We start from the raw sequence: 26,303 nt of genomic DNA on the forward strand, positions 1-26,303 counted from the left end.
GCTTAGGTAATGGTTGGAAACTGATGTTGAACCCCACCGTTTTGCGCGCGTTGACGTAAAACGTGATCAATCAAGGTCAAGGCCATCATGGCTTCCGCTATGGGTACCGCACGGATGCCCACACAGGGATCATGGCGACCATGGGTACTAATCGTTTGTGATTGACCATGCACGTCAATTGTTTGACCTGGTTTTTTAATGCTCGAAGTCGGTTTCAGTGCAATCTCGGCAATCACGGTTTGTCCGCTACTAATTCCACCCAGTACGCCGCCTGCATGATTCGAACAAAACCCGGTTGGTGTCATTTCATCGCGATGTTCAGAGCCACGTTGTTCAACAACTGCAAAGCCATCGCCAATACTGACCGCTTTGACGGCGTTAATCGACATCAGTGCCTTAGCCAGATCCGCGTCGAGGCGATCGAACACAGGTTCACCGAGTCCCGCAGGAACGCCGACCGCTTCCACACGAATCCGCGCGCCAATTGAATCGCCTTCTTTCTTTAATGCGCGAATTAACCGATCAAGGGCTTCAACGCCATCCGGATCCGGAAAAAAGAATTCATTTTCGCGCACTGCATCCCAGTTCAATTGCTGGGCATGCACATGACCCATTTGTGTCATCGCGGCACGAATCTGAATGCCCATCTGGGCTAAGTATTGCTTAGCAATCGCACCTGCTGCCACGCGCATCGCTGTTTCTCGTGCTGACGAGCGCCCACCGCCGCGATAGTCGCGGAAGCCATATTTATGCGCATAGGTAAAATCAGCGTGACCGGGACGAAATAAATCTTGAATGTCAGAGTAGTCTTTACTGCGTTGATCAGTATTCTCAATCACTAAACCAATCGGTGTACCGGTTGTTTTGCCTTCAAATACACCGGAAAGTATTTTGACTTGGTCGGCTTCACGGCGCGGCGTGGTATAACGGCTCGTACCCGGTTTACGACGATCAAGTTCAGCTTGAATAGAGGCTTCATCAATTTCTAATCCGGGCGGGCAGCCATCTATTATAGCACCGAGCGCTGGACCATGACTTTCGCCAAACGTGGTTACCCGAAAACACTCACCAAAGGTATTGGCACTCATGCGTAACGCCCTCCTGAACGAATGGTTTCAGCATGTTCGACGAGTTGCTCGCGCGAAATAACAAAGACACCGTCGCCGCCACGTTCAAATTCAATCCACATAAAGGGAACGCCTGGCCACTGATCATCCATATGCACCATACTGTTACCGACTTCACAAATTAACAGCGCACCTGGTGTCATGTGCGCAGGGGCATCAAGAAGAATCCGCCGCACCAAGTCGAGGCCATCGACACCTGCGGCAAGACCCAACTCAGGCTCATGATGGTATTCATCAGGTAAATCGGCCATGTCTTCCGCATCCACATAGGGCGGGTTGGTGACGATCAAATCATATTTGCGGCCGGTGAGGTTATTGAATCCATCAGACTCAATGGCTTCCACCCGATGACTTAAACCATGTTCTTCGATGTTCATGTTCGCCACGGCTAATGCATCGGTGCTAATGTCCACGGCGTCGACTTCTGCATCGGCAAAGGCATACGCACAGGCAATGGCAATGCAGCCAGAGCCGGTGCATAAATCGAGAATGCGTTGCGGCTCAGCGGTTAACCACGGCTGAAATTGGTTTTCGATGAGTTCGGCAATCGGTGAGCGCGGCACTAACACGCGCTCATCAACATAGAAAGGCAAATTCGCAAACCAGGCTTTATGGACCAAATATGCGGCAGGCACTTTGTCATGAATGCGGCGATGCAATAAAGCAGCAAGCTGAGTTTTCTCGTCGAAAGTTAAGCGACAGTCGCGGTGCTCAAAGAGTTCTGGAAAAGACATCGCAGTCACCGCAGAAAGCAGCAGACTGCCCTCTTCCCAACCGTCGGCAGCGCCATGACCAAAGTATACATCGGCATTGTGTAGCGCTGAGGCAAGATAACGTTGCCAATCGGCAATCGTAAGAAGGTCATCGGTTAGTTGGGCATATTCGTGGGTCACTCGCGCTCTCCAAATTCATCAATCGCATTCTTTGCTGACTATTATACGCATGATTTTGTATCATAGGGCGAATCAAACGCGAAAACTTCAGTTGGAAATGGGTTCATCCATGGTAAAAAAACGCTCGCCGCAGTCTCCATCACGATCATCGTCACTCAGCGACGATGACATCGAGCTATTTCAATCCTTGGTGACGGACGTCAAGCCACTGACCCAAGACCAAATCCCACCGCCTGAAGCTAAACTCAAACGGCGTGAAGTATTCGTCCGTAGACAAGAAAAAACCGAGCAGCGAGACCGCGCAACGGATCCGTTTTCCGATGAGTTTCAGCCCCATTTGCCAAGTGGCACAATGCAATGGGTCGCGCCGGGCGATGAACCTTTCCTCGCAAAGCGCTTGCGCCGGCGTGAGTATGAACCTGAATTAATCTTAGACTTGCACGGCTATACCAAAGCTAAAGCACGACTCGAATTAGCGGCTGCTATCACTGCCTGTTTGACCGAAAATATTGCCTGTCTTTGTGTCATCCATGGCATCGGCCATGGCGTCTTACGCGAGCAAGTTCCGGCATGGCTCACCCAACACCCAGCGGTACGCGCTTTTCATCAAGCACCGCTTGAGTGGGGTGGACAAGGTGCCTTGCTGGTCTTGTTGCGTATTTCTGACAGTTAATCTTGGCTATGCATGCCTTGCCAAAACCCTTGCATGGCGAGCGGCTCGAGATCTAATTGCGCTATACCCGCGGTCGGAAACAAGGGCGGTTGCACTGAGCGGTCAAGATAAGCGGTTAAGTAGCAGACAAAGGGCATGTGCGAGACCAGTAATACATATTCCGCTGGCTCGATTTGCAAGCGTGCCAACAGCGCTCCAGCGAACGCTTCGGCATCACCATCAGGCGTAATTTCTGCGGAGGTTTCGACGACTTCGGCATCGACGTGATGGGCAACTTCCTGCCACGTTTGTTGCGCACGAACGTAGGGACTGACAATCACTAAGTCGAGTTTTGGAGCATGCTCCGCTAACCACTCACCCGCCGTGGTCGCTTCTTGATGACCATGCGCAGTCAGCTCTCGCTCGTGATCAGCTTGCAGCACACCCGCACATAATGTTGGTGAACAAGCTTCACCGTGACGCATCACATAGAGTTTCATCTACTTCTTACTCCGTTGCCGATCAGGTCGGCCTCCGGTCACTTTGTCAGCTCGCCCATCTTCCTTTGCTTGTTCAGCGCGGCGACGGCGAATTTCTTTCGGATCCGCAATCAATGGACGATAGATTTCAATCCGATCGCCTTGACGGACGGGATCCGTTAACTTACAGGTCTTATTCCAGATACCAACCGCATTGACGTTCAGATCAATTTCAGGAAAGAAGGTTTGAATTCCAGACTGGGCAATTGCTTCTGCAACGGTGCATTCTGCCGGCACCGAAACGGGCACGATTTTTTGTTTTTCCGGCGTTCCATACACCACCTCGACACTCAGCAAACGTTCAACCATTGCCGTAGACCTGCTTTGCTCGTTGTGCGAACGCATCGACCATCCGTGTCGTTACTTCATGAAAAACTTTGCCAAACGCAAATTGCAGCATTTTACTTGAGAACTCAAAGTCGAGTCGCAGGGTAACTTTGCACGCGTCAGCGGCTAACGGGGTAAATGTCCAACCACCGCGCAAATGCCGAAACGGTCCTTGAACTAACTCCATACGGATTTCATTTTCACTCACCAAGGTATTGCGGGTGGTAAACGCATGACGAAGACCCGCTTTGCTAATCGACAGCTCGGCGACCATAGTTGTGTCGGATTCTTCGAGCACGCGCACAGCAGCACAGCCCGGAACAAACTCCGGATAGGCATGAACATCATTGACGAGATCGTACATTTGACGGCAGCTATACGGCACTAACGCGCTGCGTTCAATTTGTGGCATCCAGGTACCTACGTCCTTTTATCTTCAACCTGAGTTTCTAACAAACTCGGCTTTTGTTCAAGAATTCAGCAATTGGCGAAGGTGCGCATTCTAACCAATTAAAAAAGGATGTGCATCTTTTCTGTTAACTCTTTTTCTATTGTCGCGGCAAGCGTATAATAGTCCGCATGAAACAGAAAAAAAATCCACCATCGACTATCGCCCTCAATAAGAAAGCCCGCCACGAATATTTCCTTGAAGAGAAGTATGAAGCGGGTATCGAACTGCAGGGTTGGGAAGTAAAAAGTATCCGCTCCGGCAAAGTCAACATCGCCGACAGTTACGTGATCCTGCGTGACGGCGAAGCTTACTTACTCGGCGCGCAGATTCAACCTTTGAATCAGGCGTCGTCACACGTTGTCTGTGATCCGGATCGCACGCGCAAGCTTCTTCTCAAGAAACGTGAACTGAATACCTTAATTGGTAAAGTTGAACGCGAGGGCTACGCAATTGTAGCCACTGCCATGTATTGGAAGAAGTGTTGGGTGAAATTGGAAATTTATCTCGCCCGCGGGAAAAAATCCCACGACAAGCGCGATACCATCAAAGATCGCGATTGGGCACGGCAAAAAGAGCGCCTGCTCAAACACGACAAGCGTTAATCAATCTGCGGCGACTGCAAACGCAAGAGCGCATCAAGTAACGGCCAAGGTTCATCCGTTTGAATTTGGCCGTTGATCAGCGTCTGCGTTGCCAGACGAAGATACACCAAGGCAAGATTATGATGGGCTAAAAGTAGCGATTCGTCGTGTGTAATTGCTTGCTCATACGCATGTTGTGCCGCATGCAGTCGTTGTTGCCGTAACTGAATATTCCCCAGTAATAGCCAACCTTGAGCGTCCCGACTCTGTACGGCAAGTAGTTGCTGTAAATAACTTTCCGCAGCTAATAAATCGCCGTATCGATATGCAGTTAAGGCCCGTTGCTCAAGCTGATCGACGGCATCACGATGCATTGGCGCTTGGCTCTGACATCCGCTGAGCAGAGTGGAAATCATGATAACCATGGCGAACATCCATCTCTTCATGATTGTGCTCCTACCTGCTTCGCACATGGCTTCGCACCTGGCATTGACTCCAGCATTTGTATCGCTGCATGCCGCGCGGATAAGGTAGTAAGTGCTTGACTGGGTAGCTCAATCACGCTGTCAGCCCGCCAACAATAACAAACGCGATTGGGCTGCAGATCTTCAACTTTGAGCACCTGTTGCTGGTTATCTAGCCAAACCAATTGCAACGATTGACGCATAAAAAATGACTGTACCGCACGACAACGCGGTATCCACAGCCCAACACTGCGGTGTTGCGGGATAGCGGCTGTTTGTTGCCGTACTAATCGACGCCAACCTAAGAGCCGCGAGAGAAAACTGTTAGCCACTTGCAAGTAACCAACAAAATGCCATTGGGCATCAAGTCGAATCGCAAAATTGGCATAACCTCCATATTCACGTAAACGAATGTGATCGTAATTATCCAAACGCGTCATTATCCCCTCCTTGGGTTTCTTAATCAGCTCGGCCAGAGCACTTTGGCGACAATCACACCGATAAAAGGCAGCATGGTCGCTGGAAATACAAAAATAATCAATGGCATCAGCAAGCGTACCGGAAGCTCTTGAGCGCGCTGTTCTATATCTTCAGCTAGCGCTTGCCGAAATGCACTCGCCTGCTCTGTTAATAATGGTGCAAGTGCACCGCCTTGCTGACTTGACTGAATGATCATGGTAGCAAACATACTCATTTCCGCACTTGGATTTCGTGTACGCAATCGCTGTATTGCCGTGACCATCGAATCACCGGTGCGAATTGCAGCTAATACTAGGTTGAGTTCCTGATCCATCGCTGAAGAAGTATTGCGCCTTAACAGTTGTTGCAGCGCCGACACTAGCGGTAAACCAGCCGATAACAGCATGGCTAAAAGTTCCATCGTCGCCGGCAACTGGCAACGCACGAGCTCAATCCGACGGCGACGGAATTGAGCAGCTTGCAACCAAGTTAGCATCCGCATCACCACGACGATCGCTACAAAACATAAACAGAACCCAGCCAAGCCGATCCATAGCGCCAACATCAAAACACCACGTCTATTTTCAATAAGCGCTGCATCAACCAATGACCAGCCAACAACATGACGAGCATCACGCTCGCTAATGTCCAACCGATAGGATGTCGGCTTAATTGCTCTATGGCTTGCTTTTCGATTAAATACAGTACCGCAAGCAAAAACAGAGGAAGCGCGGTCATCACTTTTCCTTGCAAACGACCTTGTGCGCTAAGACTTTTGATCCGCTGTTGTAATTGCTGCTTGCGCCGAAGAGTCTGCGCCAAGCTTTCCAATAACACGGCCTGCTTGCCTCCGAGCGATTGACCATGTTCAAACGCCAACTGAATACGGCGGCTATCGTCAGATGGATAGTGTTCAACAAACATTGAAAATACGTCATCGAGAGTTCGGCCAAGGCGAATTTGCCGGCTAATCACACTAAGCTCTTGTTGCAACGGCGGATCTAACTCACTACTGGCAAAACGTAGTCCCTGCGTGAGCGTACCACCACTGCGCAGGGTTGTGGCGAGCAAGGTCAACATGCCGGGCAACTGCTTGTGAATCCATTCATACCGTTGTTGGCGTAAGTACCGATAACCACGCCAGGGAATGACAACAGCAATGGCCAAGGCAACGATCATGGACCAGATCGAAGTCAACAATAAGACACTAATCACAAGCACGAGTGCGATAAAGAATAACCAAATAGCCAATAGGCCTCGAATCGGAATAAACAGAAACAGTGCAGTCAAATTACTCTGCCATTGCTGCTCGTAATGCTGACGATAGGCGTTGACTACGCGCTTCATGGCTAGCCCCAAAATAATCAGCACGCAAGTGACACTTACACCGACGGCGAGACTCACCAGTGTGACGTCAGTCATTACTGTCTCGACTCTGCAAGTGCTGCAAAAACTGTCCTCGACTGACATCATCCAGCTCGGATAGGAGCTCAGGCAGCTCTCCCATCCAGCGATGCTCACCCGCGTTTTCATCGAAGCAAATGATTTCCGCCAACTGCATCACGTCGCCAGCTTGACCGCGCACCTCAGTCAAACTTTGCACACGACGGTTCCCATCTGCCATCCGGCCAATTTGGACAATCCAGTCAATTGCGCCAGCAATTTGTTGACGCACTGCGTGCAGTGGCAGGTCGAGCCCCGCCATGAGTACCATGGTTTCAAGGCGACTCAAGGCATCACGCGGAGTATTTGCATGCAATGTTGTCATCGACCCAGCGTGTCCAGTATTCATCGCTTGCAGCATATCGAGGCTTTCGCCACCGCGGCATTCGCCAACCACAATACGATCCGGTCGCATTCTCAGCGCATTCATGACTAACTGACGAATTGTCACCGCGCCGACGCCCTCTTGATTCGCTGGACGTGCTTCTAAGGCAACTAAATTATCATGATCCAGTTTCAGTTCAGCCGCATCTTCGATGGTAATAATCCGTTCGTCCGCCCGCACTGAGTCTGCCAGAATATTCAACAAGGTTGTCTTTCCGCTGCCAGTGCCACCACTAATAAGAATGTTCCGGCGCAGTTTCACGCCCCATTCTAAAAGCTCTGCCAAACTGCTCGAAACACTGCCAGAAGCAATCAACGTACTCATCGTTAATCGCTGACTACTGAACTTGCGTATCGTTAAACACGCGCCAGCAACGGCTAATGGTGGAATGACCGCATTGACTCGTGCACCATCCGCTAGACGAGCGTCGACCATGGGTGAGCTTGCATCAATCCGCCGCCCTAAAGGCGCAACAATCCGGTCAATCACTTGCCGCAATGCGGCTTCATTGCGAAAATATACCGGGCAGCTCTTTAAGCACCCGGCCTGTTCGACATAGATCTGATCAAATCGATTCACCATGATTTCGGAAATTTGCGGATCACGTAAAAGTCCTTCTAGCGGACCAAGCCCGATAATGTCATCCAGCACGCGCTGGCTTAACTCCGCTTCCGAGGCATCAATTTGCCAATTCTCGCCACTACGCAATTGGGTTTGCAGACCATCACAGACCAACTGCCGTAACGCTTCATCGTCGAGCTGCATGACATCGGTTTGATGCAAGTTCAACGTCGCCACAGTTCGAGTTAAGAGCGTATCATAAGTGCTCATAGCCCCACCTCGGTTTCACGCAGGCCAGCACAGCCTAGCTGCTGAAACTGGCTCAACAACTGCTGTTGGCGTTCCCCCCGAGCTGCGTGCAGACGTTGCTGACGACTCACATTCCGTGGCGTAATCACCACAACAACCTCACTTTGTTGATGACTTTGATCCTGACTACTCCAAAGACTTTGCCACCAATTCGGTCCGGACATGCTGCCCGGTAAGCCGCTGCGCACTGTGCTTTCCTCGTAATTAATCAAACCGGCGATCACTAAAGTTTCACCGTCATTGACGGTCACTGTGGTTTCGGTGCGACGACTACGCAACCCAGGCACCCCCTGCACGGCAACACTCATATCTGGGTGACTGAGTTCACTGATCACATGCGTGCGAATCTGATCGTTGGCGACAAGAGCGGGGGCGACCTGCAGTTGCACTCCATAATTTTTAAAGGTTACGTCTTGCTGCCCGAGCGCATTAGACTGGGGCACGGGGATCTCACCACCGGCTAAGAAACTTGCTTGCGTACCACTTTCCACCCGTAAGCGCGGTGTTGCGAGTACTTGTCCTACACCGCGCTCCTGCACAAGATGAAGAATGCTTTGCAAGCTCGTCATCCAACCAATATAGCTATGATTCCCTCGTGCCAACTCTTGTAAGAGCTGGCTATCACCAGGAACGACATTAAGATCAACAGCAGCTGCAACACGCCAAAACTCGCCACCCACCGCGTCAGCAAGCACGCCGACAACAGGGCCCGCCGCCGTCGGTTGCCAGCGTAACCCGAGCTGCTGGAGCCAGCGCCGACTAATTTCATAAACCTGCACCTCGAGTTCGATGATTTCTGCCGTTTCCGTCCGCTCTTGAAGGCCGTGCAATTGCAACTGAGGATATTCATTTTGCAGTGTTAACAAAGCGTGAAATTGACTGCTCGGCACCGCACCGTGAAGATAGAGGTCGCCATATCGCCAAGTTAGCTCGACCGCTTCACTCGCTGCGCTGAGCGGTTCTAATCGTGGGGTAGCTAAGATAGCATCCACGCGGCCCTGCAACTGCCGATCTTCATTCGCGTAGACCCTAATTCGCCGACGCGACGGCTGTTCATCTTCACTCCACCACATCAGATCAATGCTACCCGTGCTGAGGCCAATCAGTAGCAAGTTTTGATCATCGAGCATACGAGCTTCGACAATATCAGGTCGCGCGTTGGCAATACGTTGAATGGTCCGCGAACTCGATATCACTTCTAGGCTACCAATTTCCATTACCAAAGTTTCATTTTCTATGGTGTCGGCAATGCTCGGAACCGGCAGTAAACAAACACCGATTAGCGGCCAGAAAAGCATCAAGGTCTGCTGTCTCAGGAACTGTTTCAGGAACTGTCTCAGGAACTGTTTCAGGAACTGTCTCAGGAACTGGTTCAGGATTTGCAAGTTACACATACGAATTACCATCCTTGATCTGCTGCATAAGGTAGTTGTAAGGAAAATTGATTGTCGCTCTGATGTGGGATAATCCACTCCACAAGCGGTTTCCCAATGCGTTCGGGTGAATCATGAGCAAGATGTGGGTGGCGTAAAAGAATGTGTAACTGACCAGCGTCCAACCAGTAGTGTAATTTCGGTAAATCTTGATTCGGAACCGCAATAGTCAGCAAAGCCTGGTTCTGCTTGCCCCCGCGCTCACCGCTCGAGCTGGCGAACTGCCCATCAATCGCGAGAATTGTTCGTCCCGCCATCAACAGCTGGCTACCTGTCGGATGGCGAGCATAAATGTCTAGTTGATCACCAACATAGAGGTTGCCGCCATGATGCTGAGCATCATCGACACGAAAACTAAATGCGGTCTCTTCGGAATCTAAATGATGACTTAGACGGTTCTCATTGAAGAGCGTCAGATGCATTTCTTGTATAGCTTTACCGCGCGCAATTGGGCTCATCAGATCACTCCGCACATAACGGCCTAAATAAGTAGCAGCTCTACTTGCAGGGATACTATCACTGGGTAAAGCATCGCGATTTAGCGTTCGTACTTGCATGTTTTCGGCCGAAAGCTGCGTGCCAGCCGGCAAGTTCTTGGCAGCGACCAGCACATCAATGACAACATTAGTATTTTGTTCAGTGTGGTAACTTTGCCGATACTTTTCCGCTAAGTCATCTTCCATCTGTTGCACATGATCAGTGACAATATACCAAGCAATTAGCGCAGCGAATGCACCGATAGCCAATGGCAAGAGCAGCCAACCGTAGTTCTTCCAGTTCACATTGACGAACTTCATAGTCGAGTACCTCGAACCGTCAGCAACCAACTGCGCCGATCACTAATTTTCCAACCGATGAGCGAACGACGTTCTTCTTGAGTGTCATAACTAAGAATAAAACTGCCTTGAAATGTCTCGTGCAGCAAGACATCCACTTCTTGTTCATGTAACTGATCGAGAACACGACGATAAAGATCGTCCAAAGCCAAATCAAAAAAGTCTCTGTCGATACGGACTTCGCTATTTTCGTACCAGCTTAAGTCATGCGTATTTAACGCTTCTGCGATGATCTGCGTCTCTGCCCAAAACCATTCCTGGTCATGGTCAAGATAGGTGAGCAAGTAGTCTTGGCCCATACAGTCAAAGCGCTTCGAGTTGCCAGACGTTAAATGTAGGCAATCCGGCCGATGACGCGATACCGCCGTCACAACCCGAACAAAGTCGACTGACGGTGGCTGCAATTCCCAAATTCTGACTTCGAGTCCAAACACCAGACTGGCATCGAATTGTTCACGAACCACGAGCACCGCAGGAAGATGCTGCGGCGACGCCGAAGCGACACTAGAGGCGCTCGCTTGAGCCAGCATTAGCAGTAAAAATTGTCCCGTTAATAACATAGTCACCTCAATCCACTAACACGTCAAAGCGCTGCCGCGACACAATGCATGGGCGGGTACAACGTCAATGTCAATATGCGCTAGTCGCAACTGTTGTGGCGCAAATTCACGGGCAAACGGCAATAGAGCTAACAAGGGCTGAATGTGTTGAAAGCCCAACTGGTTGAGATAATGACTCGACGTCAGAGCTTGCGGACGGCTGCTAAGTTCTGCTAATGAGCGCGGCGCCCATGCATGATGGAGTCGACTGTAGCGTAACCACGGCTGTTCACTCGTTTGGTGTTGTAAAGTGGCAGTGGCTAAATTATCTGTCGTCAGCGAAAAATTGGATTGCCAGCTGATTAACTGCCAAATCGGCTGGATCGCTTGGGCAAATGGATAGGCTCGTGATTGCTCTAGCGCAAGCTGATAGTCTCCATCTAAGGGAATTTCAAAGGTTTCTTGATAGTCACTTAGGGTCAGCGGCGGCAGTTGTGCACTTTCACGGAGCGGTGCATCTGCCAATATAATTGGCAATAATTGTTGCCCTCGCCAACGCTGTTGCAAACTTTCATCGAGCAAAGGTAAACCGTACAGGGCGAGCATCGCCAAAAGGCTAATCGCTAGAGTCATTTCCAGTAACGCTTGTCCAACATCCTTGTTCATTATTGCCTCCTTAGTAATTCCAATTGCCAAAATGGTATGGCTTTGACGCGCACTTGCCACAAGGCGTTATGCAGATTTGCCGGTTCGCTGCGCTGATCGCGTCGCGGCCACCAGTCTTGAGGTCGCGAGAAGTAGATTTCAGCGCGTCCAGCGCCCCACACAGCGGAGTCTGTGGCATCGGGTTTAGAGCGTAACACCAAGGTAATTTGTGGCGCAGTTTGTTCGGCTTTCAATCGATAAAAACGTGGTATCGGGTGTCCACTGCCCATCATGCTGCCCAAGCGTCCCGCTCGCTGACTTGCCCGTCGATTGTAGCGGTAGCTCTCACCAAATCCCGCCGTTCGTCCGCGACTCGGTAAGCGCTGAGAAAAAAACGCCGAACCACCACCCAGCCAGCTTTCTGATCCTCGCAGGAGCAAATCTTGATGGATCGATAAGGTATCGACACTCTGCCACTCAATGCGCTGTTGCAGCCGCTTAACATCGCTACCGCCGGCTTTGCGGCCGTGCATCAAGCCTAAGTCGAACCAGCGATAGGTTCGCCGTTGCGAAAATGGATCTTGGCTTTCCTGCACCATACGCACATAGTCGTCATGGTCTGCCGTAGCAACCGTACGCTCTTGGAATCGCAGCCACAGCCCGTCAATATCAAGTAAGGTCTGATGATTGAGCAAGTGCAGCTGTAAGCGTTCATCGTTGCTCGCAACAACATGGTGAGCGGTCGCTAAAGTACTAAGCCAACTGGCTTGGTGAAAGACCCATTGAGCCTGTTGCAACAATTCGAGTATGCCTTGTTGCGCCACCAGTAAACCGCGAACGCCAATTTGTACGGTGCCACGCATGCGCTGCAAGACCTGATACAAACTACGCGTGACCGCATTAACATACGGGATCCAAGCGCTATAAAGCGCAATTTGCTCACTACTGTCACGCGCCATGTCATACCAAGTGTACACCCCAAGTAGCTGACCAATGACGACCTCATTGGCCAGCATGGCGCGATTGGTAATCGCTTTAAAGTTAAGATCGCGAGCAGCAATCACGGCAACACTCTCAGCTGCATATTCAGCAACTTGATTCGCGGCTGTTCGACGTTGCAATTGTTCAGTGCGTTCAACAATCAGTAGCGCAATAGCTAACATGCCGGCAACGATCAACGCCATGATCCAAAGGTAGAAACCCGCGACGCGCTGAGCCACCCGCATCATTTAATTGCCGGAGTTCGTAGCATCATCGTAATTGGCTAAGCCGTAATCTTGATTCGCGGTAGTAGAGGCCGCATTGGCTGCCTGTTCGGCTTGTGAAATCTCTTGCTGTGCCGACTGTCCTGAAATTTCCTTAGCGACACCAGCCATTTGCGTCCGTACCGTTTTACCAAAGAAGGAATAGACACCGATGGCAGCAACTACAACTAGGGCCAGAACAACGATATATTCGGTCATGCCTTGACCCATCATCTGGGTCCGCCGAACACTGTTCATCGCTCGCGAGGTTAAGGAAATAGGATTTGATTTGAACGTTTTCATACTGCCCTCCATGAGCCTTTTGATGTGCGTGGCATTCATTGCCATGTCTCATCAGCATAGAGAGCAATAGAAAAAAAGAAAAGTGGCGAGAGGGCTTTTAGGCGATTGACAAGTATTTATGTAATTGCACCGAAAGACGCCAATTCCGTTGACGACAAACTTTCATTGCCAGCTCCGTCGCGCGCGGCCGCTGGCTAATCGGCTGCAAACAAATCACCGTACCCGGCTGCACTGGGCAATCGAGCAAAAGTTGATCGAGCGCTTCAATGTGTTTTTCCATCGCCACCGGGTACTTTATTTCATCAGCGCGCAGCATGGCTTCGGCAAGCACGGGGTAGCCACCCGGCATATCGAGCTTAGGTGACACGGTCACCCAGGTTTGCGGGCTGGTCAGAACTAGAAAGGTTCCACTTGTTTCGATCTGCAGTCGATAACCTTCGGCTTCAAGAACCGCAGCCAAAGGCCGCAAATCATACATACATGGCTCACCGCCGGTGATCACAACGTGTTTGGCGGTGTACTTCAGGGCTTTAATTCGCGCTAACAGGTCTTCCGCACTAACATCCGCATAATGAGCGGTCGCGTCCGTTTTTAAAATGACCTGTTCAAGGTCAATTCGATCGGTCTCATTCTTATCCCATGTGTGCTGCGTATCACACCATGGACATCCAACCGGGCAACCTTGCATGCGGATAAAAATTGCTGGTACGCCGGTAAACACGCCCTCGCCTTGAATTGTTTCAAACAATTCATTGATTGGATAAATCATAAGTTCCCTACTGCTTCTGTCAGCATCTCGATTCGGTTAGACTACTAGTATAAGCGACCGCGCTAGTTAGGAGCAAAAGATGCCGCAAAATTCTCAAGCAAAACCCAAAGCCGTAGTGATTTATTCGGGCGGAATGGACTCGTTTACCGTGCTTCATCGCGCACTGGCCGATGGTTTTGAGGTCTTTCCACTCTCATTTCATTACGGCCAACGTCACAGTAAAGAGCTGGATAGCGCGGCTGCGGTCTGCCAAGCCTTGAATTTGCCGCATAAAATCGTCGATATCCGCAGCATTAATACCCTGCTCGCAGGTTCAGCATTAACCGACGATATTGATGTACCCAATGCCGACTACGCTGAAGCCAACATGCAAGCGACTGTGGTACCAAACCGCAATATGATCTTACTGTCCTTAGCGATTGGCTATGCAGTGTCTATCGATGCAGACGAAGTTTATTACGGCGCTCACTCGGGTGACCATGATATCTACCCGGACTGTCGCCCTGAGTTTGTGGAAGCGATGAATCAAGTAAGTCAATTAGCCAACTACAAAGCGATTCCGGTACGCTCACCGTATTTGTACCAAAGCAAAGCAGACATTCTCGGCGATGGCTTAAAAATGGGACTGGATTATAGTCAAACTTGGACTTGCTACAATGGTCGCGACTTGGCTTGTGGGCGCTGCAGCGCTTGCCGTGAGCGCTTGGGTGCATTTGCTGCACATGATCGACAAGATCCACTGCGCTATGAACAAGCCGACGGTTAAACGTCGGCTTCGCAAAATTAACTTATGAGCTAGCCAGAAGAGTCTGGCTGTCTTGCCAACGCTGGCTTTGTTGCAACTCAGTCAGCGATGAATACGCACTTTGACCGCGCAGCGCCTGCACTGGATCACGCTCACAGGTCGGAAAATCGACGCTATCAAGGACAACCTGCGCTTGCGTTTGATCATTACAGACCAGCAGTAAATCACAGCCCGCCGCTAACGCTTTCTCAGCCCGCTGGCTTACTGTACCGGCAACCGTCGCGCCTGCCATCAACAAATCATCACTGATAATAATGCCCTGAAAACCGAGATCTTGGCGCAAGATTTGTTGCATCCAGAACAGCGAAAAACCAGCCGGATCGGGATCAACTTGTGGATAGATGACGTGCGCGGGCATGAGGGCCTGCAGGTGCGGCAACAGTTCTATAAAAGGTTGGGTATCGTGCTGCAGAATCTCATTCAACGGTCGGTCATCGACCGGAATATCAATATGCGAGTCGGCCACGACCGTACCATGCCCCGGAAAATGCTTGCCCGTTGCGCGCATACCTGCTTCATGCATACCGCGAATAAACGCTGCAGCCAGCGGTACGATATCGTCACTGGTTGGCCCAAACGCCCGATCGCCAATCACCGAACTCGGCCCATGCAAATCAAGTACCGGAGCAAAGCTATGATCCACACCACAAGCAAGTAATTCACTGGCCATTAACCAGCCTAGTTCGCGAGCGTAAGCAGCGTTGCGTGCTGGACTTTGCGAATATTCAGAGATTCTGGCCATGGCCGGAATCGCACTAAACCCTTGGCGAAATCGCTGTACTCGCCCACCCTCGTGGTCGACCGTAATCAGAATTTCACGGCCTGCGGCCTCGCGAATCGCCTGCGTCAACGCCGACAGCTGCTGCGGGTTTTCATAATTACGCGTAAATAGAATGACGCCTGCGACCTGTTCATGCTGAAGAATCGCTTCATCGGTAGCGTTCAACTGTTTGCCAGCGACGTCTAATAGTATCCCTGTACTTTGCATACGTTTCCCAATTTTTACAGCATCATCAGTTTGATTGTTTTTATTCTAATTGAACGAAATCGGTTATTTTCAAGTAGATAAAAAATGACTATGCTTGAGGTTGTCATTGTTCAATTTGTCTGGCAGCATGCCTAACGTTGAATCTTATACCAGATTTGCGGTCTATGTTGTAAAGACTTTGCAAGAGAGATAAATGCCATGATTCGAGCGAAACGTTTTCTACTTACCGCGCTCAGTGCTGGCTTACTAGCAGCCTGCGGCAGTGACTCAGTCCTAACCGGAGATTCTCCCAATTTAGGCAATGCCCAATGCTCGGCAGTGGGTCAGAATCAGCAATTGCTGAATTTCATGCAGAACCGATACCTCTGGGTCGACGATATGCCGCGCAATGTCAATCCAGCAAGTCACTCGACGATGTACCAAATGTTGGATGCCTTGCGCGCTCCGCAGGATATCTTTTCATTTATTCTGACCGAGCAAGAATATCAAGATCGTTACGTTGATGCAGTCTTTTATGGCTTCGGTTTCGGTCGCCGCGATCGCACCGATCTTGGGGTTATTCAAATCACTTACGTGTACGAAGAGTCACCGATCGCTCGAGCAGGTGCCCGTCGTGGTGATGAAATCACTGCGGTCAATGGCGTCAGCATGGCAACGTGGTTCGACCGTATTTCTCGTGGCCAAGCGACATGGGTTGATGTCTTCGGTGCAAATGAAGAAGGCGTGGAACGCACCATAGAATGGCGCCGCCCCGACGGTTATGAGTTTTCCGCTACGGTTGCCAAAACCCAGGTCGAGACAAACACAATTATGGCCACAGAGCGTTTCCAAGTTGGTGACAAAGAGGTCGGTTACTACGTCTTCGACAGCTTTATTAATCGTTCTGAGCAGGATTTAAACCGCGCTTATGACCAGCTTATTGGTGTCGACGAGCTGGTCATCGACCTGCGCTATAATGGCGGTGGTCTCGTTCGTGTTGCTAACCAGCTGAGTTCACAAGCCGCGTGGGAACATGTTGAGGGTGAGATCTTTTTAACTTACCAATACAACCGCAATTTCAACGACGAAGACTTCTACTTTAATCTCGGACCCGGAATCGAGCGTCTAAATCTCGATCGCGTCTATGTCTTAACCACGGGAGCGAGCTGCTCGTCATCCGAACTCGTCATTAATTCTTTAAAGCCCTTCGTCGATGTGGTTACCGTTGGACAACCGACGTGTGGCAAGCCAGTAGGTCAGCAACCGGGACCGATTTGCGACAAAATTGTCTTTGCAATTACCTTCCAGACCGTCAATGCCGAAGGTGAAGGCGATTATTTCGATGGCCTACCAGCAACCTGCCCTGCCAATGATGTGATTGTCGGTGATTGGGGTGACCCTGCCGATCCACTCCTTGCCGAAGCACGTCACCACATCTTGACCGGCCAGTGCAGTAGCGCGAGCAGTGCAGTTGTCAGTGCAGAGCAGCTTCCGAGTGAAGTGCGTCGCGATATTCCCGAGCAATGGCAAGAGCATCCATTATTGTGGAAATGGCGTCACGAGCATTAAGCTGCTGACTTGAACCCTGTTTCAGCAAACAAAAACGCGGCAGTTAACGCCGCGTTTTTCATTCAAGAATAATGGCGATTAGCGCAAAGGCTGCGTTTGATAGCGTCCCGACTTCATTGCTTCTGCAGCAAAGCTATCCACCGCAATCGCGCGTAAACGCAAACGTTCAGCGACTGCCAATTTTTCGCCTTCCTCGGTACTAATAACTTCTTCGGCCACTGCGGCTTGCACCAACGCGTCGCCATTTAAGTTACTATCGAGTACGCCTTGTTTCTGCGCTTTATAGACCTTTTTAAACAACTCAATGTTCGCTACCATATGGGTAAATGCCAGCTCCATGTGCCCGGTGACATCCTCTTCATCGTCCTTCCAATAACTCAAGAACGTGTGGCGATCACGCAACACACCCGGTTCCATCATCGAATCGGCAATGGCTTGCGCATGCGCATCCGCAGGTTTGTCGTAACGGTTGCCCCATGGAAAAACCAATACTGACAAAAGACGTCCCAACCAAGGGTTCGGGAAGTTTTTGAAGAATCCACGAAAAGCCTGTCCAATTAAATGCAGCTGTAACTGCATGGCGTAATGCACAAAAGGTAAGTCTGCGACTTGGCGTCCATCATCTTCAAAACGCTTCAATATAGCTGAGCCGATGTATAAGTGACTGAGCACATCGCCAAGTCGCGCGGAAATCATTTCCTTGCGCTTGAGATCGCCGCCCATGGTCAACATTGACACATCCGCACACAAGGCAAGCGCACGGCTCATGCGCGACAATTGCTGGTAATAACGAATGGTTTCGCCACCGACTGGCGCATTCGCGAATCGTGCTCCGGTGAGGCCATGCCAAAGACTCGCAAACGTATTGCTTACCGCAAAGCCAATATGCTTAATCAATAACTGATCGAAATTACGCAAACCGGCCTCTTCGTCAGGGTTGGCCGCCGCTTCCATTTCCGCCAAAACGTATGGATGACAACGAGTAGCACCTTGGCCGAAGATCATTAAATTACGCGTGAGAATATTGGCACCTTCGACAGTGATCGAAATTGGAATGCCCATATAATTCGAAGCTAAATAATTTAACGGCCCCATTTGAATGCCTTTACCCGCATGAACGTCAAGGCCGTCATTTAAGACTTGGCGGCCCATTTCAGTCATGTGGTATTTCGTCATTGCCGTAATCACCGACGGACTATAGCCCTCGTCAAGCGCAGTGAGCGTCAACCGACGCATCGACTCGATGCTATAGTTTAAGCCACCAATCCGGCCCATGGCTTCTTGGACGCCTTCGAATTTACCAATTGGTAAACCGAACTGTTGCCGCACAAATGCATAGGCACCGGTAAAGCGTTGTACATTATGGCCCGTCGCCGTCGCTAAGGCCGGCAGCGAAATTCCCCGACCTGCAGATAAACATTCGACCAGCATGCGCCAACCTTTACCTGCGTATTTCACACCACCAATAATCCAATCAAGCGGAATGAATACGTCTTTGCCGTAGGTTGTGCCGTTCATAAATGCCTGCATGAGGGGCAAATGGCGATCGCCGATTTCGACGCCGTCATGGCTAGTGGGAATCAATGCACAGGTAATCCCAATTTCTTCTTGTTCACCTAAGAGTTGCTCCGGATCGTACAGCTTAAAAGCAAGCCCGAGTACCGTGGCGACCGGCGCGAGAGTAATGTAGCGCTTACTCCAATTCAGCTTAATACCAACCACTTCTTCGCCGTTAAAGGTGCCTTTACACACCACACCGGTGTCAGGAATGCCACCCGCGTCTGAGCCCGCTTCCGGGCCCGTCAAGGCAAAACATGGAATCTCGTCACCTTTCGCCAGCGCCGGTAACCAATGTTCCTTCTGCTCCATCGTCCCGTAGTGGGTAAGGAGTTCGCCTGGGCCTAACGAATTCGGCACCATGACAGTCACTGCTGCGGACAACGAGCGCGTAGCAATGCGCGACACAATGTGTGAATTTGCCGTCGCTGAGAAATCCAAACCGCCATATTCCTTGCCAATAATCATGGCAAAAAAGCGATGCTTGCGCAGATGAGCCCAAACTTCGGGCGGCAGGTCATGCCCTTCTGTGTTGATTTTAAAGTCATCGAGCATGGCCAACAGCTCTTCCAGCGGTCCATCAATAAAAGCCTGTTCTTCCGCACTAAAGCCATGTGGTTTGGTATTGAGTAACTTGAACCAGTCTGGACGACCAGAGAATAATTCACCATCCCACCAAACATCTCCCGCCTCCATCGCTTCTCGCTCGGTTGCGGACATTGGCGGTAGGATTTTTTTAAATACGCGGAAAACCGGTTTGGAAATAAGGCTGCGACGAATGTCGGGTACCCCGAACACAATCAATACTGCGACTAATAGAATTAAAAAGATGGACATAACTCAACTCCTTCAATGCCCGAGCACCATGTAACCTACCATGAGGATATAATAACTGTAGTCTAAATTTGTGATTCTGGATCGTCCGCTGCGATGCCTGCAGCGACAAAAGGTAGTAATTTGAGGAAGGTTTCTTCAGCTTGCGTTTCTTCGCCAAAATCTGCCAACGCAATCTCTCTAAGTGCCTGCCCTGAGACTTGGGCGAAAAGCATCGCTCCCAGGCTAAAGTGCAGACGCCAAAATAGTGTTTTGCGACTTAAATGTGGATTCGCCTGCTGAATCATCTCAAAGAAACGCTGCACCACATGACCAAAGTGCGTCATAGTAAATTTACGCAAATGGCCTTGAATCTCACTGTAGGCAAAACCGAGCAAGCGTAGATAAATAACCGGGCCATCGATGCGCACTTGGCGTAAGGCGATTAATGGTGCGGTGATACACGCCAAAACATCGGTTGTACTGTAGGTTTCATGCTCAGCGAGGCGGCTTAATTGCTCATCCAATGCCGGCATAAAAACGCTTTGGTAGCGTGACATCACCGCCTGAATCAGAGATTTCTTCGAACCAAAGTGATAATTCACTGAGGCCAAATTTACATCTGCTTCTGAAGTGATTTGGCGCAGTGACGTTTGTTCGAAGCCGTGTTCAGAAAAAAGCTTTTCCGCAGCGAGAATGATTTTGTCTTTAGTTTTGACCACGATAAGTGGCACCTCTTATTTTAAACATGCGTTTAACTCAGTTGAATTTAACGTACTTCAGAGGTGCCAGCAAGTTCAATTTGGCGGTTAAGCCTCTTATTTTTCGCCAGATTACGACGCTGACGTGTCTAATGGTGCAAATAATTTGACCAGCTCATCGACCGCCTTCATCTGTTTTAAATAGGCTTCAAGTTTATTCAATGGTAACGCACAGGGACCGTCGCACAATGCTTGATTAGGATCCGGATGGGCCTCCAAAAATAGCCCAGCGATACCTAGCGCCATACCCGAACGCGCTAGCTGAGCCGCTTGTGCTCGGCGCCCGTCCGCAGAATCACTGCGACCACCTGGACGTTGCAATGCATGGGTTGCATCGAAAATAACCGGTGCCATCGACTTCATGTCATCCATGCCCAACATATCGACAATGAGGTTGTTATAACCAAAACAAGAACCGCGCTCGCATAACAAAATCTTCTCGTTACCCGCTTCCGCAAACTTGTTCATGATGTGGCGCATTTCATGCGGTGCTAAAAACTGGGGTTTCTTAATATTAATCACCGCACCCGTCTTCGCCATGGCCACAACTAGATCTGTTTGCCGAGCCAGAAACGCGGGTAGCTGCAATACGTCAATCACTTCTGCAGCTGGGGCTGCTTGCCATGGCTCATGGACGTCACTAATCACTGGCACGTTAAATTCACGCTTAATTTCGGCGAGAATTTTTAACCCTTCATCGAGGCCAGGTCCACGAAACGAATGAATCGATGAGCGATTCGCTTTGTCAAACGACGCTTTAAACACATAGGGAATACCCAAGCGCTGCGTGACTTCAACATAGGTTTCCGCAACTTGCATCGCGAGATCGCGGCTTTCTAAAACATTCATGCCGCCAAAAAGGACAAATGGCTTGTTGTTACTGACTTCAATGCCAGCAACCTGTACCTGTTCTACGTTCATGTGTTCGGTCTCAGTTGCAATTAAGAATGATCATCGGCACGGAGTAATCGCTCTTGGATTAAACCGCGATGATCGTGTAAGACTTTAACAAAGTTCTCGGAAAAGCATCCTGGCGCATGTGCCATAGCCTTCTGTAGCGCTTGCTGAGGCGTGTTTCCTTGGCTTTGCACAGCGAATACTTGCATAATAAAAACGATCAGCTGTAACTCTAAGCTAAATTGATCACCACTTAAAAGTCCTGGAAAACCGGCACCATCATAGCGCTCAAAGCGCGCATCAGTCGCCTCTAAAACGAGTTTAAGTACATCGGAGTTTTCGCTGTTAAAGCCGCGTAAAATTCGATGCAAGCGCTCATAGGCTAAGCGTGCTTGTGCCCGTTCCTCGCCCTCTGCAACTGCACTATAAGGTGCAAGAAGCGCGGCGATCATCGCCGCTAAAGCAACCTGCTCATGACGATTTATTTGAATATCGAGCGTTTGCGCCAACAGAACCGCTACTTTAGCTGCCGGATGCAGCTGCTTGTCTTCGCTAAACAAATGGTCGCGCTCAAGTTCTAAGGCATGATCCAAGCTGCGGCGAATAAAATCTTGGGTATCTTGTTCGCGTAAGACATTGTTTAATGCCAGTTGAATTTGTTGGGCAAAGAGATTGAGCAAGTCCTGCTCTTTCTGGTTTAACGGTCGTGCTAAACCGCTCAAACACAGCAGGCCACCCAATTTCGCTCCAGCTTGACAATACACCAAGGCCAGATCATCACTAAAATAAGGTTCCCGAGTTTGAATCACCTGCTCCAATTCGCGCAGCGCGGAAACCGGCAAAGCGGCTTTGACCGACCGATGGAGCATGACTTCAGCCTCTTCACCAAATGCGGCCCGCACTGTCATGCCATTCGTACCTTGTTCATTATCCACTTCCGCATACAAGACTTGACGCGCGCCACCAATCAGCCAACTCAATTGCTGAACGAGCCCTTCGACCAATTGGTCCATGGATTGCTCACAAAACAAATCGGTTGTCGCATGCAAAATCTTCTCAAGGCCACGTCGACTATGCTCAATCGACATAATATCGCGATAAGAGCGTAGGCTCGACATCACCGCGGTAAACAACTTCTGCGCCGTCAGTTCGGTTTTTGATTTGTAGTCATTGATGTCGTAATTAATGATCACCGTGCGCTCCGGCGCTTGACCCGGTTGGCCGGTGCGAAGAATAATCCGAGTAAAGTGATTATCAAGGTCTTCGCGGATGTATTTTGCGACTTTCAAGCCAGCGTCGTCGGTTTCCATCACGACATCAAGCAAGATAATCGCTGCATCCGGATGTTCTTCCATCAAGCGACAGCCTTCTTCCCCCGACTCGGCGCTATAAAACTCAAGTTGACGACCCAAAAATTTAAAATCACTCAAGGCAAGCCGCGTGACCGCGTGCACTTCAGGCTCGTCATCGACGATCAAGATTTTCCATCGCTCATTTAGCGCATCTTTAGACGGCGCTGGTTCATCGGCAAATAGAAAATGATCGTTCATAGGGGGGTATCCTTTCTCGTCGTGACACTTCCGATTAGCACGGTTAAATATCAGCTAACCATATAACATGTTTATTCTTTTCAATATGTCATAGGATAGCAAATAATACGAGGTTAGCGCTGCTTGATTGGTCTTTTTTGCAAAGTTTTTTGACCACCGGTTACCCGCTCTAAACCCGCATAGTCTCGCCAGGTTTGGATCTGGCTGAATCCGGCATCGGCAAGACGTTGTCGCAGTGCTGCGCCCTGCTCACAGCCGTGCTCAAAAAGCAACCAACCGTCGGCGCACAAATAGTCACCCGACTGGGCAATAATTCGTTCGTAATCGGCCAAGCCGTCGTGTTCAGCAACCAGTGCCGAGCGCGGCTCGAAACGCACATCGCCCTGCTCTAAGTGGGGATCATTCGATGCTAAATAAGGTGGATTACTGACGATCAGTTGAAATCTAGGTTTATTTTCCACCGCGCTGAACCAATCACTCAGCATCACCTGAAACTGCGACCGCTGAGCTTCATGCAATAATCGCTCGGCATTCTTGCTGGCAAGGGCCACTGCTGCCGGTACGACATCAACCGCAGTCACCTGCCAGTGCGGACGTTCGCTGGCTAAAGCAATCGCAATGGCGCCAGTTCCCGTGCCCAATTCCAGAACTCGTGCTGGTTCATTCGGCAACAGCGCTAATGCAGTCTCAACCAAAATTTCCGTATCAGGTCGAGGAATCAAGGTGGATTCAGACACGGCGAAAGCCATCGACCAAAACTCTCGAAAACCCGTCAAGTAAGCCACCGGCACACCACTTAATCGTTGTTCTAACAGTTGTTGGAAATGCTCCAGCTGTGCAGCAGTAAGGGATTTTTCCGGCCAAGTGTATAAGTAGCTGCGGGGGACTTCGAGCACATTCATGAGCAGAACTTGCGCATCAAGCTGTGGGGTATCAACGCCAACAGCGGCTAATGCCGCTGTTGCTTCACGAAGGAGTGCTTGAATTTGCATAATGAGCGAAGTTACTCGCCTTGTCCGGCAAGTGCCGCTAATTGATCTGCTTGGTGCTCTTGAATGATCGGCTCAAGCAATAAGTTGAGGGAGCCTTCAAGCACTTCATCAAGGCGATATAGGGTTAAGTTAATGCGGTGGTCGGTGACCCGACCTTGCGGATAATTGTAAGTGCGAATACGCTCAGAACGGTCTCCACTGCCGACCAAACTACGTCGCGTACTTGCTTCTTCCGCTTGACGTTTGGCGTCTTCTGCAGCTTGTAAGCGCGCCACCAAGACCGACATCGCTTTGGCCTTGTTCTTATGCTGTGAACGTTCGTCCTGACACTCCACCACCACACCTGTCGGTAAGTGGGTTAAACGTACCGCGGAATCGGTTCGGTTAACGTGCTGACCACCCGCGCCAGAGGCCCGGTAGGTGTCGATGCGTAGATCCGCTGGATTAATTTCAATCGCTTCGGCTTCAGGAATTTCTGGTAACACCGCTACCGTACACGCCGAGGTGTGAATTCGACCTTGCGATTCCGTCTCCGGTACACGCTGCACGCGATGTCCGCCGGATTCAAACTTCATTTGACCGTAAGCACCGTCACCTTGCATGTGTACAATAATTTCTTTAAAGCCACCATGCTCACCTTCATTGGCACTAATAATATTCGCGCGCCAGCCATTGCGTTCAGCGTAGCGACTATACATGCGGTACAAGTCGCCGGAGAAAATCGCCGCTTCGTCCCCCCCCGCACCAGCGCGAATCTCAACATAGCAGGCACGATCATCATTGGGATCTTTTGGCAACAAGAGAATTTGCAGTTCGTCGGTTAAGCGAGCCTGCGTTTCTTTCGCTAATGCAACCTCTTCGTCAGCAAGCTCGCGCATTTCCGCATCGCCTTCGGCTAACATTTCCTGCGCAGTTGCCAAGTCTTCTGCTGCTTGCTGGTAGGCACGGAAACATTTTACCGTTTCTTCAAGGTGTGCATATTCTTTCGACAGTGCACGAAACTTGTCCTGATTGGTAATAATGGCGGCATCGCCAAGCAAAACCTCGAGTTCTTCGTGGCGTTCAAGCAAGCTTTCCAATTTGCTTACTAAAGAGGCTTTAAGCATTAATTATTCCTGTCCAGTTTCGTTAATAAATTTCTGATACGCGGCCAATGCCGCCAAATCTTTCTGTTTGCCCGCGTCTTGAATCGCTCGCGTTGGTTTGTGCATTAACGTATTGGTTAAACGCTGCGTTAATTCTTGCACCACCTGTTCTGGAGCTTTACCCGCCTGCAACGCCGCTAGTGCACGCTCTTTTAATTGCTCAGCGATCTCGGTGTTTTGCTGACGGTAGCAGCGCACTAGGTCGACACTATTTAAACTTTCCATCCACGCATTAAAATCGTCAGCGTACTTGGCAATAATATCGCGCGCTTCCGCAGCAGCCTGCTGCCGCTGCTCCATATTCCGGCTGACAATCGATTGCAGGTCGTCGACGGTATACAAGAAAATATCATCGAGCTCACTCACCTGCTCTTCGATGTCGCGCGGAACCGCCAAGTCCACCAGTAACATGGGCTTGTGCTTGCGTTTTTTAATCGCGCTTTCGACTAACCCTTTACCAATAATCGGCACGGGGCTTGCCGTTGAACTGATAATAATATCGGACTTCGGTAACAACTCTGGCAAACTCGACAAGGCGTAAGCTTCACCACCAACCAAACGGGTCAGTTCTTCCGCACGAGCGACCGTCCGATTGGCCACCCGCAAGGTTTTTACCCCTTGCTCACGTAAATGGCGAGCTGCGAGTTCTGCAGTTTCACCGGCTCCGACCAACAAGACTTCGGTTTTCTCAAGTTTACTAAAGATGTGCTTGGCCAAATTAACCGCAGCGTACGCAACCGACACTGCATTCTGTCCAACGTTGGTTTCTGTGCGAATCACTTTCGCCGCAGCAAAGGTCGACTGAAACAAGCGTTCAAAGACGGTTCCTACTGTGCCGGCATCGCGCGCATTCTGAAACGCTTGCTTGACTTGACCGAGAATCTGCGGCTCACCGAGAACTAGGGAATCCAAGCCAGCTGCCACCGCCATCAAATGGTTCACCGCCGCGCCATCTGCATGCTGATAGATATATTTGCGTAACTCGTCGCTCGGTACCGAATGGAAGGTTGCCAACCAGTCGACAATCGCATCAACCTCATTGGCGTCCGCATGACAGTAGAGTTCAGTTCGATTACAGGTCGAGACAATCACAGTTTCACTGACCCGACCTTGTTGCACCAACGACTTCAGCGCAAGCTCTAAATGCTCGGGCTGAAAGGCAACGCGTTCGCGAATATCGACGGATGCTGTTTTATGATTAACGCCTAAAGCTAAAATGCTCATAGAAGCTGAAATTGAAAACCTTGGCTACGCAATTGTAGCGACGGGCGACAACGCATCAGTGCA

Annotated in this window: 29 protein-coding genes; 4 read left to right on the forward strand and 25 right to left on the reverse strand. The window is 50.2% G+C overall.

Annotated elements, in window-relative coordinates; all coding sequences use genetic code 11:
- Positions 1 to 2: 2 nt before the first annotated feature.
- Together aroC and prmB are read right to left on the reverse strand one after the other, a co-directional pair.
- On the reverse strand, positions 3 to 1,088 hold the full coding sequence (aroC, locus tag LAT77_RS09175; protein WP_290564265.1) for a chorismate synthase: 1,086 nt from the start codon (positions 1,086 to 1,088) through the stop codon (positions 3 to 5).
- Positions 1,085 to 2,020, reverse strand: a complete 936-nt coding sequence (prmB, locus tag LAT77_RS09180; protein ID WP_290564266.1) for a 50S ribosomal protein L3 N(5)-glutamine methyltransferase — start codon at positions 2,018 to 2,020, stop codon at positions 1,085 to 1,087. The genes aroC and prmB overlap by 4 nt, the downstream gene beginning before the upstream one ends.
- 109 nt (positions 2,021 to 2,129) lie before the next feature.
- On the opposite strand from prmB, the gene smrB reads away from it, so the two are divergent.
- The gene (gene smrB, locus LAT77_RS09185; RefSeq protein ID WP_290564267.1) at positions 2,130 to 2,693 is read left to right on the forward strand and encodes an endonuclease SmrB; all 564 of its coding nucleotides are present in this window, start codon (positions 2,130 to 2,132) and stop codon (positions 2,691 to 2,693) included.
- Here the strand turns inward: smrB and sixA are convergent.
- The 3 genes from sixA to LAT77_RS09200 are packed head-to-tail and all read right to left on the reverse strand — an operon-like array spanning position 2,690 to position 3,950.
- Entirely contained in the window at positions 2,690 to 3,172 is a 483-nt protein-coding gene (gene sixA / locus LAT77_RS09190; protein ID WP_290564268.1) for a phosphohistidine phosphatase SixA, read from the reverse strand. The two genes, smrB and sixA, sit on opposite strands and share 4 nt — an antisense overlap.
- Entirely contained in the window at positions 3,173 to 3,520 is a 348-nt protein-coding gene (locus tag LAT77_RS09195; RefSeq protein WP_290564269.1) for an RnfH family protein, read from the reverse strand.
- Positions 3,513 to 3,950 (reverse strand): type II toxin-antitoxin system RatA family toxin, encoded by a 438-nt coding sequence (locus LAT77_RS09200; protein ID WP_290564270.1) that lies wholly within the window; start codon positions 3,948 to 3,950, stop codon positions 3,513 to 3,515. The genes LAT77_RS09195 and LAT77_RS09200 overlap by 8 nt, the downstream gene beginning before the upstream one ends.
- A 167-nt stretch (positions 3,951 to 4,117) precedes the next feature.
- Here LAT77_RS09200 and smpB point away from each other — a divergent pair, with 167 nt between their 5' ends.
- Entirely contained in the window at positions 4,118 to 4,591 is a 474-nt protein-coding gene (gene smpB / locus LAT77_RS09205) for an SsrA-binding protein SmpB (RefSeq protein WP_290564271.1), read from the forward strand.
- Here smpB and LAT77_RS09210 read toward each other — a convergent pair.
- From LAT77_RS09210 to queE, 12 genes are all read right to left on the reverse strand, one after another.
- Positions 4,588 to 5,016, reverse strand: coding sequence for a hypothetical protein (locus tag LAT77_RS09210; protein WP_290564272.1), 429 nt, complete (start codon positions 5,014 to 5,016; stop codon positions 4,588 to 4,590). The two genes, smpB and LAT77_RS09210, sit on opposite strands and share 4 nt — an antisense overlap.
- Positions 5,013 to 5,474: a DUF192 domain-containing protein gene (locus LAT77_RS09215; protein ID WP_290564273.1), complete on the reverse strand. Its 462-nt coding sequence runs from the start codon at positions 5,472 to 5,474 to the stop codon at positions 5,013 to 5,015. The genes LAT77_RS09210 and LAT77_RS09215 overlap by 4 nt, the downstream gene beginning before the upstream one ends.
- 23 nt (positions 5,475 to 5,497) lie before the next feature.
- The gene (locus LAT77_RS09220; RefSeq protein WP_290564274.1) at positions 5,498 to 6,058 is read right to left on the reverse strand and encodes a type II secretion system F family protein; all 561 of its coding nucleotides are present in this window, start codon (positions 6,056 to 6,058) and stop codon (positions 5,498 to 5,500) included.
- Positions 6,058 to 6,915, reverse strand: a complete 858-nt coding sequence (locus LAT77_RS09225) for a type II secretion system F family protein (protein WP_290564275.1) — start codon at positions 6,913 to 6,915, stop codon at positions 6,058 to 6,060. Before LAT77_RS09225 ends, LAT77_RS09220 begins: the two co-directional genes overlap by 1 nt.
- Positions 6,908 to 8,152 (reverse strand): CpaF family protein, encoded by a 1,245-nt coding sequence (locus tag LAT77_RS09230; RefSeq protein ID WP_290564276.1) that lies wholly within the window; start codon positions 8,150 to 8,152, stop codon positions 6,908 to 6,910. Before LAT77_RS09230 ends, LAT77_RS09225 begins: the two co-directional genes overlap by 8 nt.
- Entirely contained in the window at positions 8,149 to 9,489 is a 1,341-nt protein-coding gene (locus LAT77_RS09235; RefSeq protein WP_290564277.1) for a pilus assembly protein N-terminal domain-containing protein, read from the reverse strand. The genes LAT77_RS09230 and LAT77_RS09235 overlap by 4 nt, the downstream gene beginning before the upstream one ends.
- Positions 9,490 to 9,590: 101 nt before the next feature.
- Positions 9,591 to 10,421, reverse strand: a complete 831-nt coding sequence (gene cpaB / locus LAT77_RS09240) for a Flp pilus assembly protein CpaB (RefSeq protein WP_290564278.1) — start codon at positions 10,419 to 10,421, stop codon at positions 9,591 to 9,593.
- Positions 10,418 to 11,020 carry a hypothetical protein gene (locus LAT77_RS09245; RefSeq protein WP_290564279.1) on the reverse strand — a complete coding sequence of 201 codons (603 nt, stop codon included), beginning with the start codon at positions 11,018 to 11,020 and terminating at the stop codon, positions 10,418 to 10,420. Before LAT77_RS09245 ends, cpaB begins: the two co-directional genes overlap by 4 nt.
- A 15-nt stretch (positions 11,021 to 11,035) precedes the next feature.
- Positions 11,036 to 11,665 (reverse strand): hypothetical protein, encoded by a 630-nt coding sequence (locus LAT77_RS09250; protein WP_290564280.1) that lies wholly within the window; start codon positions 11,663 to 11,665, stop codon positions 11,036 to 11,038.
- Entirely contained in the window at positions 11,665 to 12,873 is a 1,209-nt protein-coding gene (locus tag LAT77_RS09255) for a hypothetical protein (RefSeq protein ID WP_290564281.1), read from the reverse strand. The genes LAT77_RS09250 and LAT77_RS09255 overlap by 1 nt, the downstream gene beginning before the upstream one ends.
- Entirely contained in the window at positions 12,874 to 13,191 is a 318-nt protein-coding gene (locus tag LAT77_RS09260; protein ID WP_290564282.1) for a pilus assembly protein, read from the reverse strand.
- 97 nt (positions 13,192 to 13,288) lie between these two features.
- A complete protein-coding gene (gene queE, locus LAT77_RS09265) occupies positions 13,289 to 13,960 on the reverse strand; it encodes a 7-carboxy-7-deazaguanine synthase QueE (protein WP_290564283.1) in 672 nt (223 codons plus the stop codon).
- A 79-nt stretch (positions 13,961 to 14,039) separates the two neighbouring features.
- On the opposite strand from queE, the gene queC reads away from it, so the two are divergent.
- The gene (queC, locus tag LAT77_RS09270) at positions 14,040 to 14,726 is read left to right on the forward strand and encodes a 7-cyano-7-deazaguanine synthase QueC (RefSeq protein WP_290564284.1); all 687 of its coding nucleotides are present in this window, start codon (positions 14,040 to 14,042) and stop codon (positions 14,724 to 14,726) included.
- Positions 14,727 to 14,748: 22 nt separating this feature from the next.
- Here the strand turns inward: queC and nagZ are convergent, their stop codons facing one another.
- Positions 14,749 to 15,753 carry a beta-N-acetylhexosaminidase gene (gene nagZ, locus LAT77_RS09275; RefSeq protein ID WP_290564285.1) on the reverse strand — a complete coding sequence of 335 codons (1,005 nt, stop codon included), beginning with the start codon at positions 15,751 to 15,753 and terminating at the stop codon, positions 14,749 to 14,751.
- Positions 15,754 to 15,951: 198 nt separating this feature from the next.
- Between nagZ and LAT77_RS09280 the strand changes: the two genes are divergently transcribed.
- Positions 15,952 to 17,301 carry a S41 family peptidase gene (locus LAT77_RS09280; protein WP_290564286.1) on the forward strand — a complete coding sequence of 450 codons (1,350 nt, stop codon included), beginning with the start codon at positions 15,952 to 15,954 and terminating at the stop codon, positions 17,299 to 17,301.
- A gap of 78 nt (positions 17,302 to 17,379) precedes the next feature.
- On the opposite strand, the gene LAT77_RS09285 is transcribed toward LAT77_RS09280, so the two are convergent.
- The 7 genes from LAT77_RS09285 to hemA form a co-directional block, all read right to left on the reverse strand.
- Positions 17,380 to 19,695 (reverse strand): acyl-CoA dehydrogenase, encoded by a 2,316-nt coding sequence (locus LAT77_RS09285; RefSeq protein WP_290564287.1) that lies wholly within the window; start codon positions 19,693 to 19,695, stop codon positions 17,380 to 17,382.
- Positions 19,696 to 19,757: 62 nt separating this feature from the next.
- Positions 19,758 to 20,393, reverse strand: a complete 636-nt coding sequence (locus LAT77_RS09290) for a TetR/AcrR family transcriptional regulator (RefSeq protein WP_290564288.1) — start codon at positions 20,391 to 20,393, stop codon at positions 19,758 to 19,760.
- A gap of 111 nt (positions 20,394 to 20,504) precedes the next feature.
- Entirely contained in the window at positions 20,505 to 21,353 is an 849-nt protein-coding gene (gene kdsA, locus LAT77_RS09295) for a 3-deoxy-8-phosphooctulonate synthase (RefSeq protein ID WP_290564289.1), read from the reverse strand.
- A 20-nt stretch (positions 21,354 to 21,373) separates the two neighbouring features.
- Entirely contained in the window at positions 21,374 to 22,879 is a 1,506-nt protein-coding gene (locus LAT77_RS09300; RefSeq protein ID WP_290564290.1) for a DUF3369 domain-containing protein, read from the reverse strand.
- Between the two features lie 113 nt (positions 22,880 to 22,992).
- Entirely contained in the window at positions 22,993 to 23,871 is an 879-nt protein-coding gene (gene prmC / locus LAT77_RS09305; RefSeq protein ID WP_290564291.1) for a peptide chain release factor N(5)-glutamine methyltransferase, read from the reverse strand.
- A gap of 11 nt (positions 23,872 to 23,882) precedes the next feature.
- The gene (gene prfA / locus LAT77_RS09310; protein WP_290564292.1) at positions 23,883 to 24,977 is read right to left on the reverse strand and encodes a peptide chain release factor 1; all 1,095 of its coding nucleotides are present in this window, start codon (positions 24,975 to 24,977) and stop codon (positions 23,883 to 23,885) included.
- A gap of 3 nt (positions 24,978 to 24,980) precedes the next feature.
- Positions 24,981 to 26,240 (reverse strand): glutamyl-tRNA reductase, encoded by a 1,260-nt coding sequence (gene hemA, locus LAT77_RS09315; RefSeq protein ID WP_290564293.1) that lies wholly within the window; start codon positions 26,238 to 26,240, stop codon positions 24,981 to 24,983.
- Between the last annotated feature and the right edge of the window lie 63 nt (positions 26,241 to 26,303).

Origin of the sequence: Aliidiomarina sp., assembly GCF_022565475.1 — a bacterium.
In the GTDB taxonomy this organism is placed as follows: domain Bacteria; phylum Pseudomonadota; class Gammaproteobacteria; order Enterobacterales; family Alteromonadaceae; genus Aliidiomarina.

Coding starts and splice junctions, on each gene's coding strand:
- aroC (WP_290564265.1), bottom strand. CDS start 1,088: ATGAGTGCCAATACCTTTGGTGAGTGTTTTCGGGTAACCACGTTTGGC.
- smrB (WP_290564267.1), top strand. CDS start 2,130: ATGGTAAAAAAACGCTCGCCGCAGTCTCCATCACGATCATCGTCACTC.
- sixA (WP_290564268.1), bottom strand. CDS start 3,172: ATGAAACTCTATGTGATGCGTCACGGTGAAGCTTGTTCACCAACATTA.
- LAT77_RS09195 (WP_290564269.1), bottom strand. CDS start 3,520: ATGGTTGAACGTTTGCTGAGTGTCGAGGTGGTGTATGGAACGCCGGAA.
- LAT77_RS09200 (WP_290564270.1), bottom strand. CDS start 3,950: ATGCCACAAATTGAACGCAGCGCGTTAGTGCCGTATAGCTGCCGTCAA.
- smpB (WP_290564271.1), top strand. CDS start 4,118: ATGAAACAGAAAAAAAATCCACCATCGACTATCGCCCTCAATAAGAAA.
- LAT77_RS09210 (WP_290564272.1), bottom strand. CDS start 5,016: ATGAAGAGATGGATGTTCGCCATGGTTATCATGATTTCCACTCTGCTC.
- LAT77_RS09215 (WP_290564273.1), bottom strand. CDS start 5,474: ATGACGCGTTTGGATAATTACGATCACATTCGTTTACGTGAATATGGA.
- LAT77_RS09220 (WP_290564274.1), bottom strand. CDS start 6,058: ATGTTGGCGCTATGGATCGGCTTGGCTGGGTTCTGTTTATGTTTTGTA.
- LAT77_RS09225 (WP_290564275.1), bottom strand. CDS start 6,915: ATGACTGACGTCACACTGGTGAGTCTCGCCGTCGGTGTAAGTGTCACT.
- LAT77_RS09230 (WP_290564276.1), bottom strand. CDS start 8,152: ATGAGCACTTATGATACGCTCTTAACTCGAACTGTGGCGACGTTGAAC.
- LAT77_RS09235 (WP_290564277.1), bottom strand. CDS start 9,489: ATGCTTTTCTGGCCGCTAATCGGTGTTTGTTTACTGCCGGTTCCGAGC.
- cpaB (WP_290564278.1), bottom strand. CDS start 10,421: ATGAAGTTCGTCAATGTGAACTGGAAGAACTACGGTTGGCTGCTCTTG.
- LAT77_RS09245 (WP_290564279.1), bottom strand. CDS start 11,020: ATGTTATTAACGGGACAATTTTTACTGCTAATGCTGGCTCAAGCGAGC.
- LAT77_RS09250 (WP_290564280.1), bottom strand. CDS start 11,665: ATGAACAAGGATGTTGGACAAGCGTTACTGGAAATGACTCTAGCGATT.
- LAT77_RS09255 (WP_290564281.1), bottom strand. CDS start 12,873: ATGATGCGGGTGGCTCAGCGCGTCGCGGGTTTCTACCTTTGGATCATG.
- LAT77_RS09260 (WP_290564282.1), bottom strand. CDS start 13,191: ATGAAAACGTTCAAATCAAATCCTATTTCCTTAACCTCGCGAGCGATG.
- queE (WP_290564283.1), bottom strand. CDS start 13,960: ATGATTTATCCAATCAATGAATTGTTTGAAACAATTCAAGGCGAGGGC.
- queC (WP_290564284.1), top strand. CDS start 14,040: ATGCCGCAAAATTCTCAAGCAAAACCCAAAGCCGTAGTGATTTATTCG.
- nagZ (WP_290564285.1), bottom strand. CDS start 15,753: ATGCAAAGTACAGGGATACTATTAGACGTCGCTGGCAAACAGTTGAAC.
- LAT77_RS09280 (WP_290564286.1), top strand. CDS start 15,952: ATGATTCGAGCGAAACGTTTTCTACTTACCGCGCTCAGTGCTGGCTTA.
- LAT77_RS09285 (WP_290564287.1), bottom strand. CDS start 19,695: ATGTCCATCTTTTTAATTCTATTAGTCGCAGTATTGATTGTGTTCGGG.
- kdsA (WP_290564289.1), bottom strand. CDS start 21,353: ATGAACGTAGAACAGGTACAGGTTGCTGGCATTGAAGTCAGTAACAAC.
- LAT77_RS09300 (WP_290564290.1), bottom strand. CDS start 22,879: ATGAACGATCATTTTCTATTTGCCGATGAACCAGCGCCGTCTAAAGAT.
- prmC (WP_290564291.1), bottom strand. CDS start 23,871: ATGCAAATTCAAGCACTCCTTCGTGAAGCAACAGCGGCATTAGCCGCT.
- prfA (WP_290564292.1), bottom strand. CDS start 24,977: ATGCTTAAAGCCTCTTTAGTAAGCAAATTGGAAAGCTTGCTTGAACGC.
- hemA (WP_290564293.1), bottom strand. CDS start 26,240: ATGAGCATTTTAGCTTTAGGCGTTAATCATAAAACAGCATCCGTCGAT.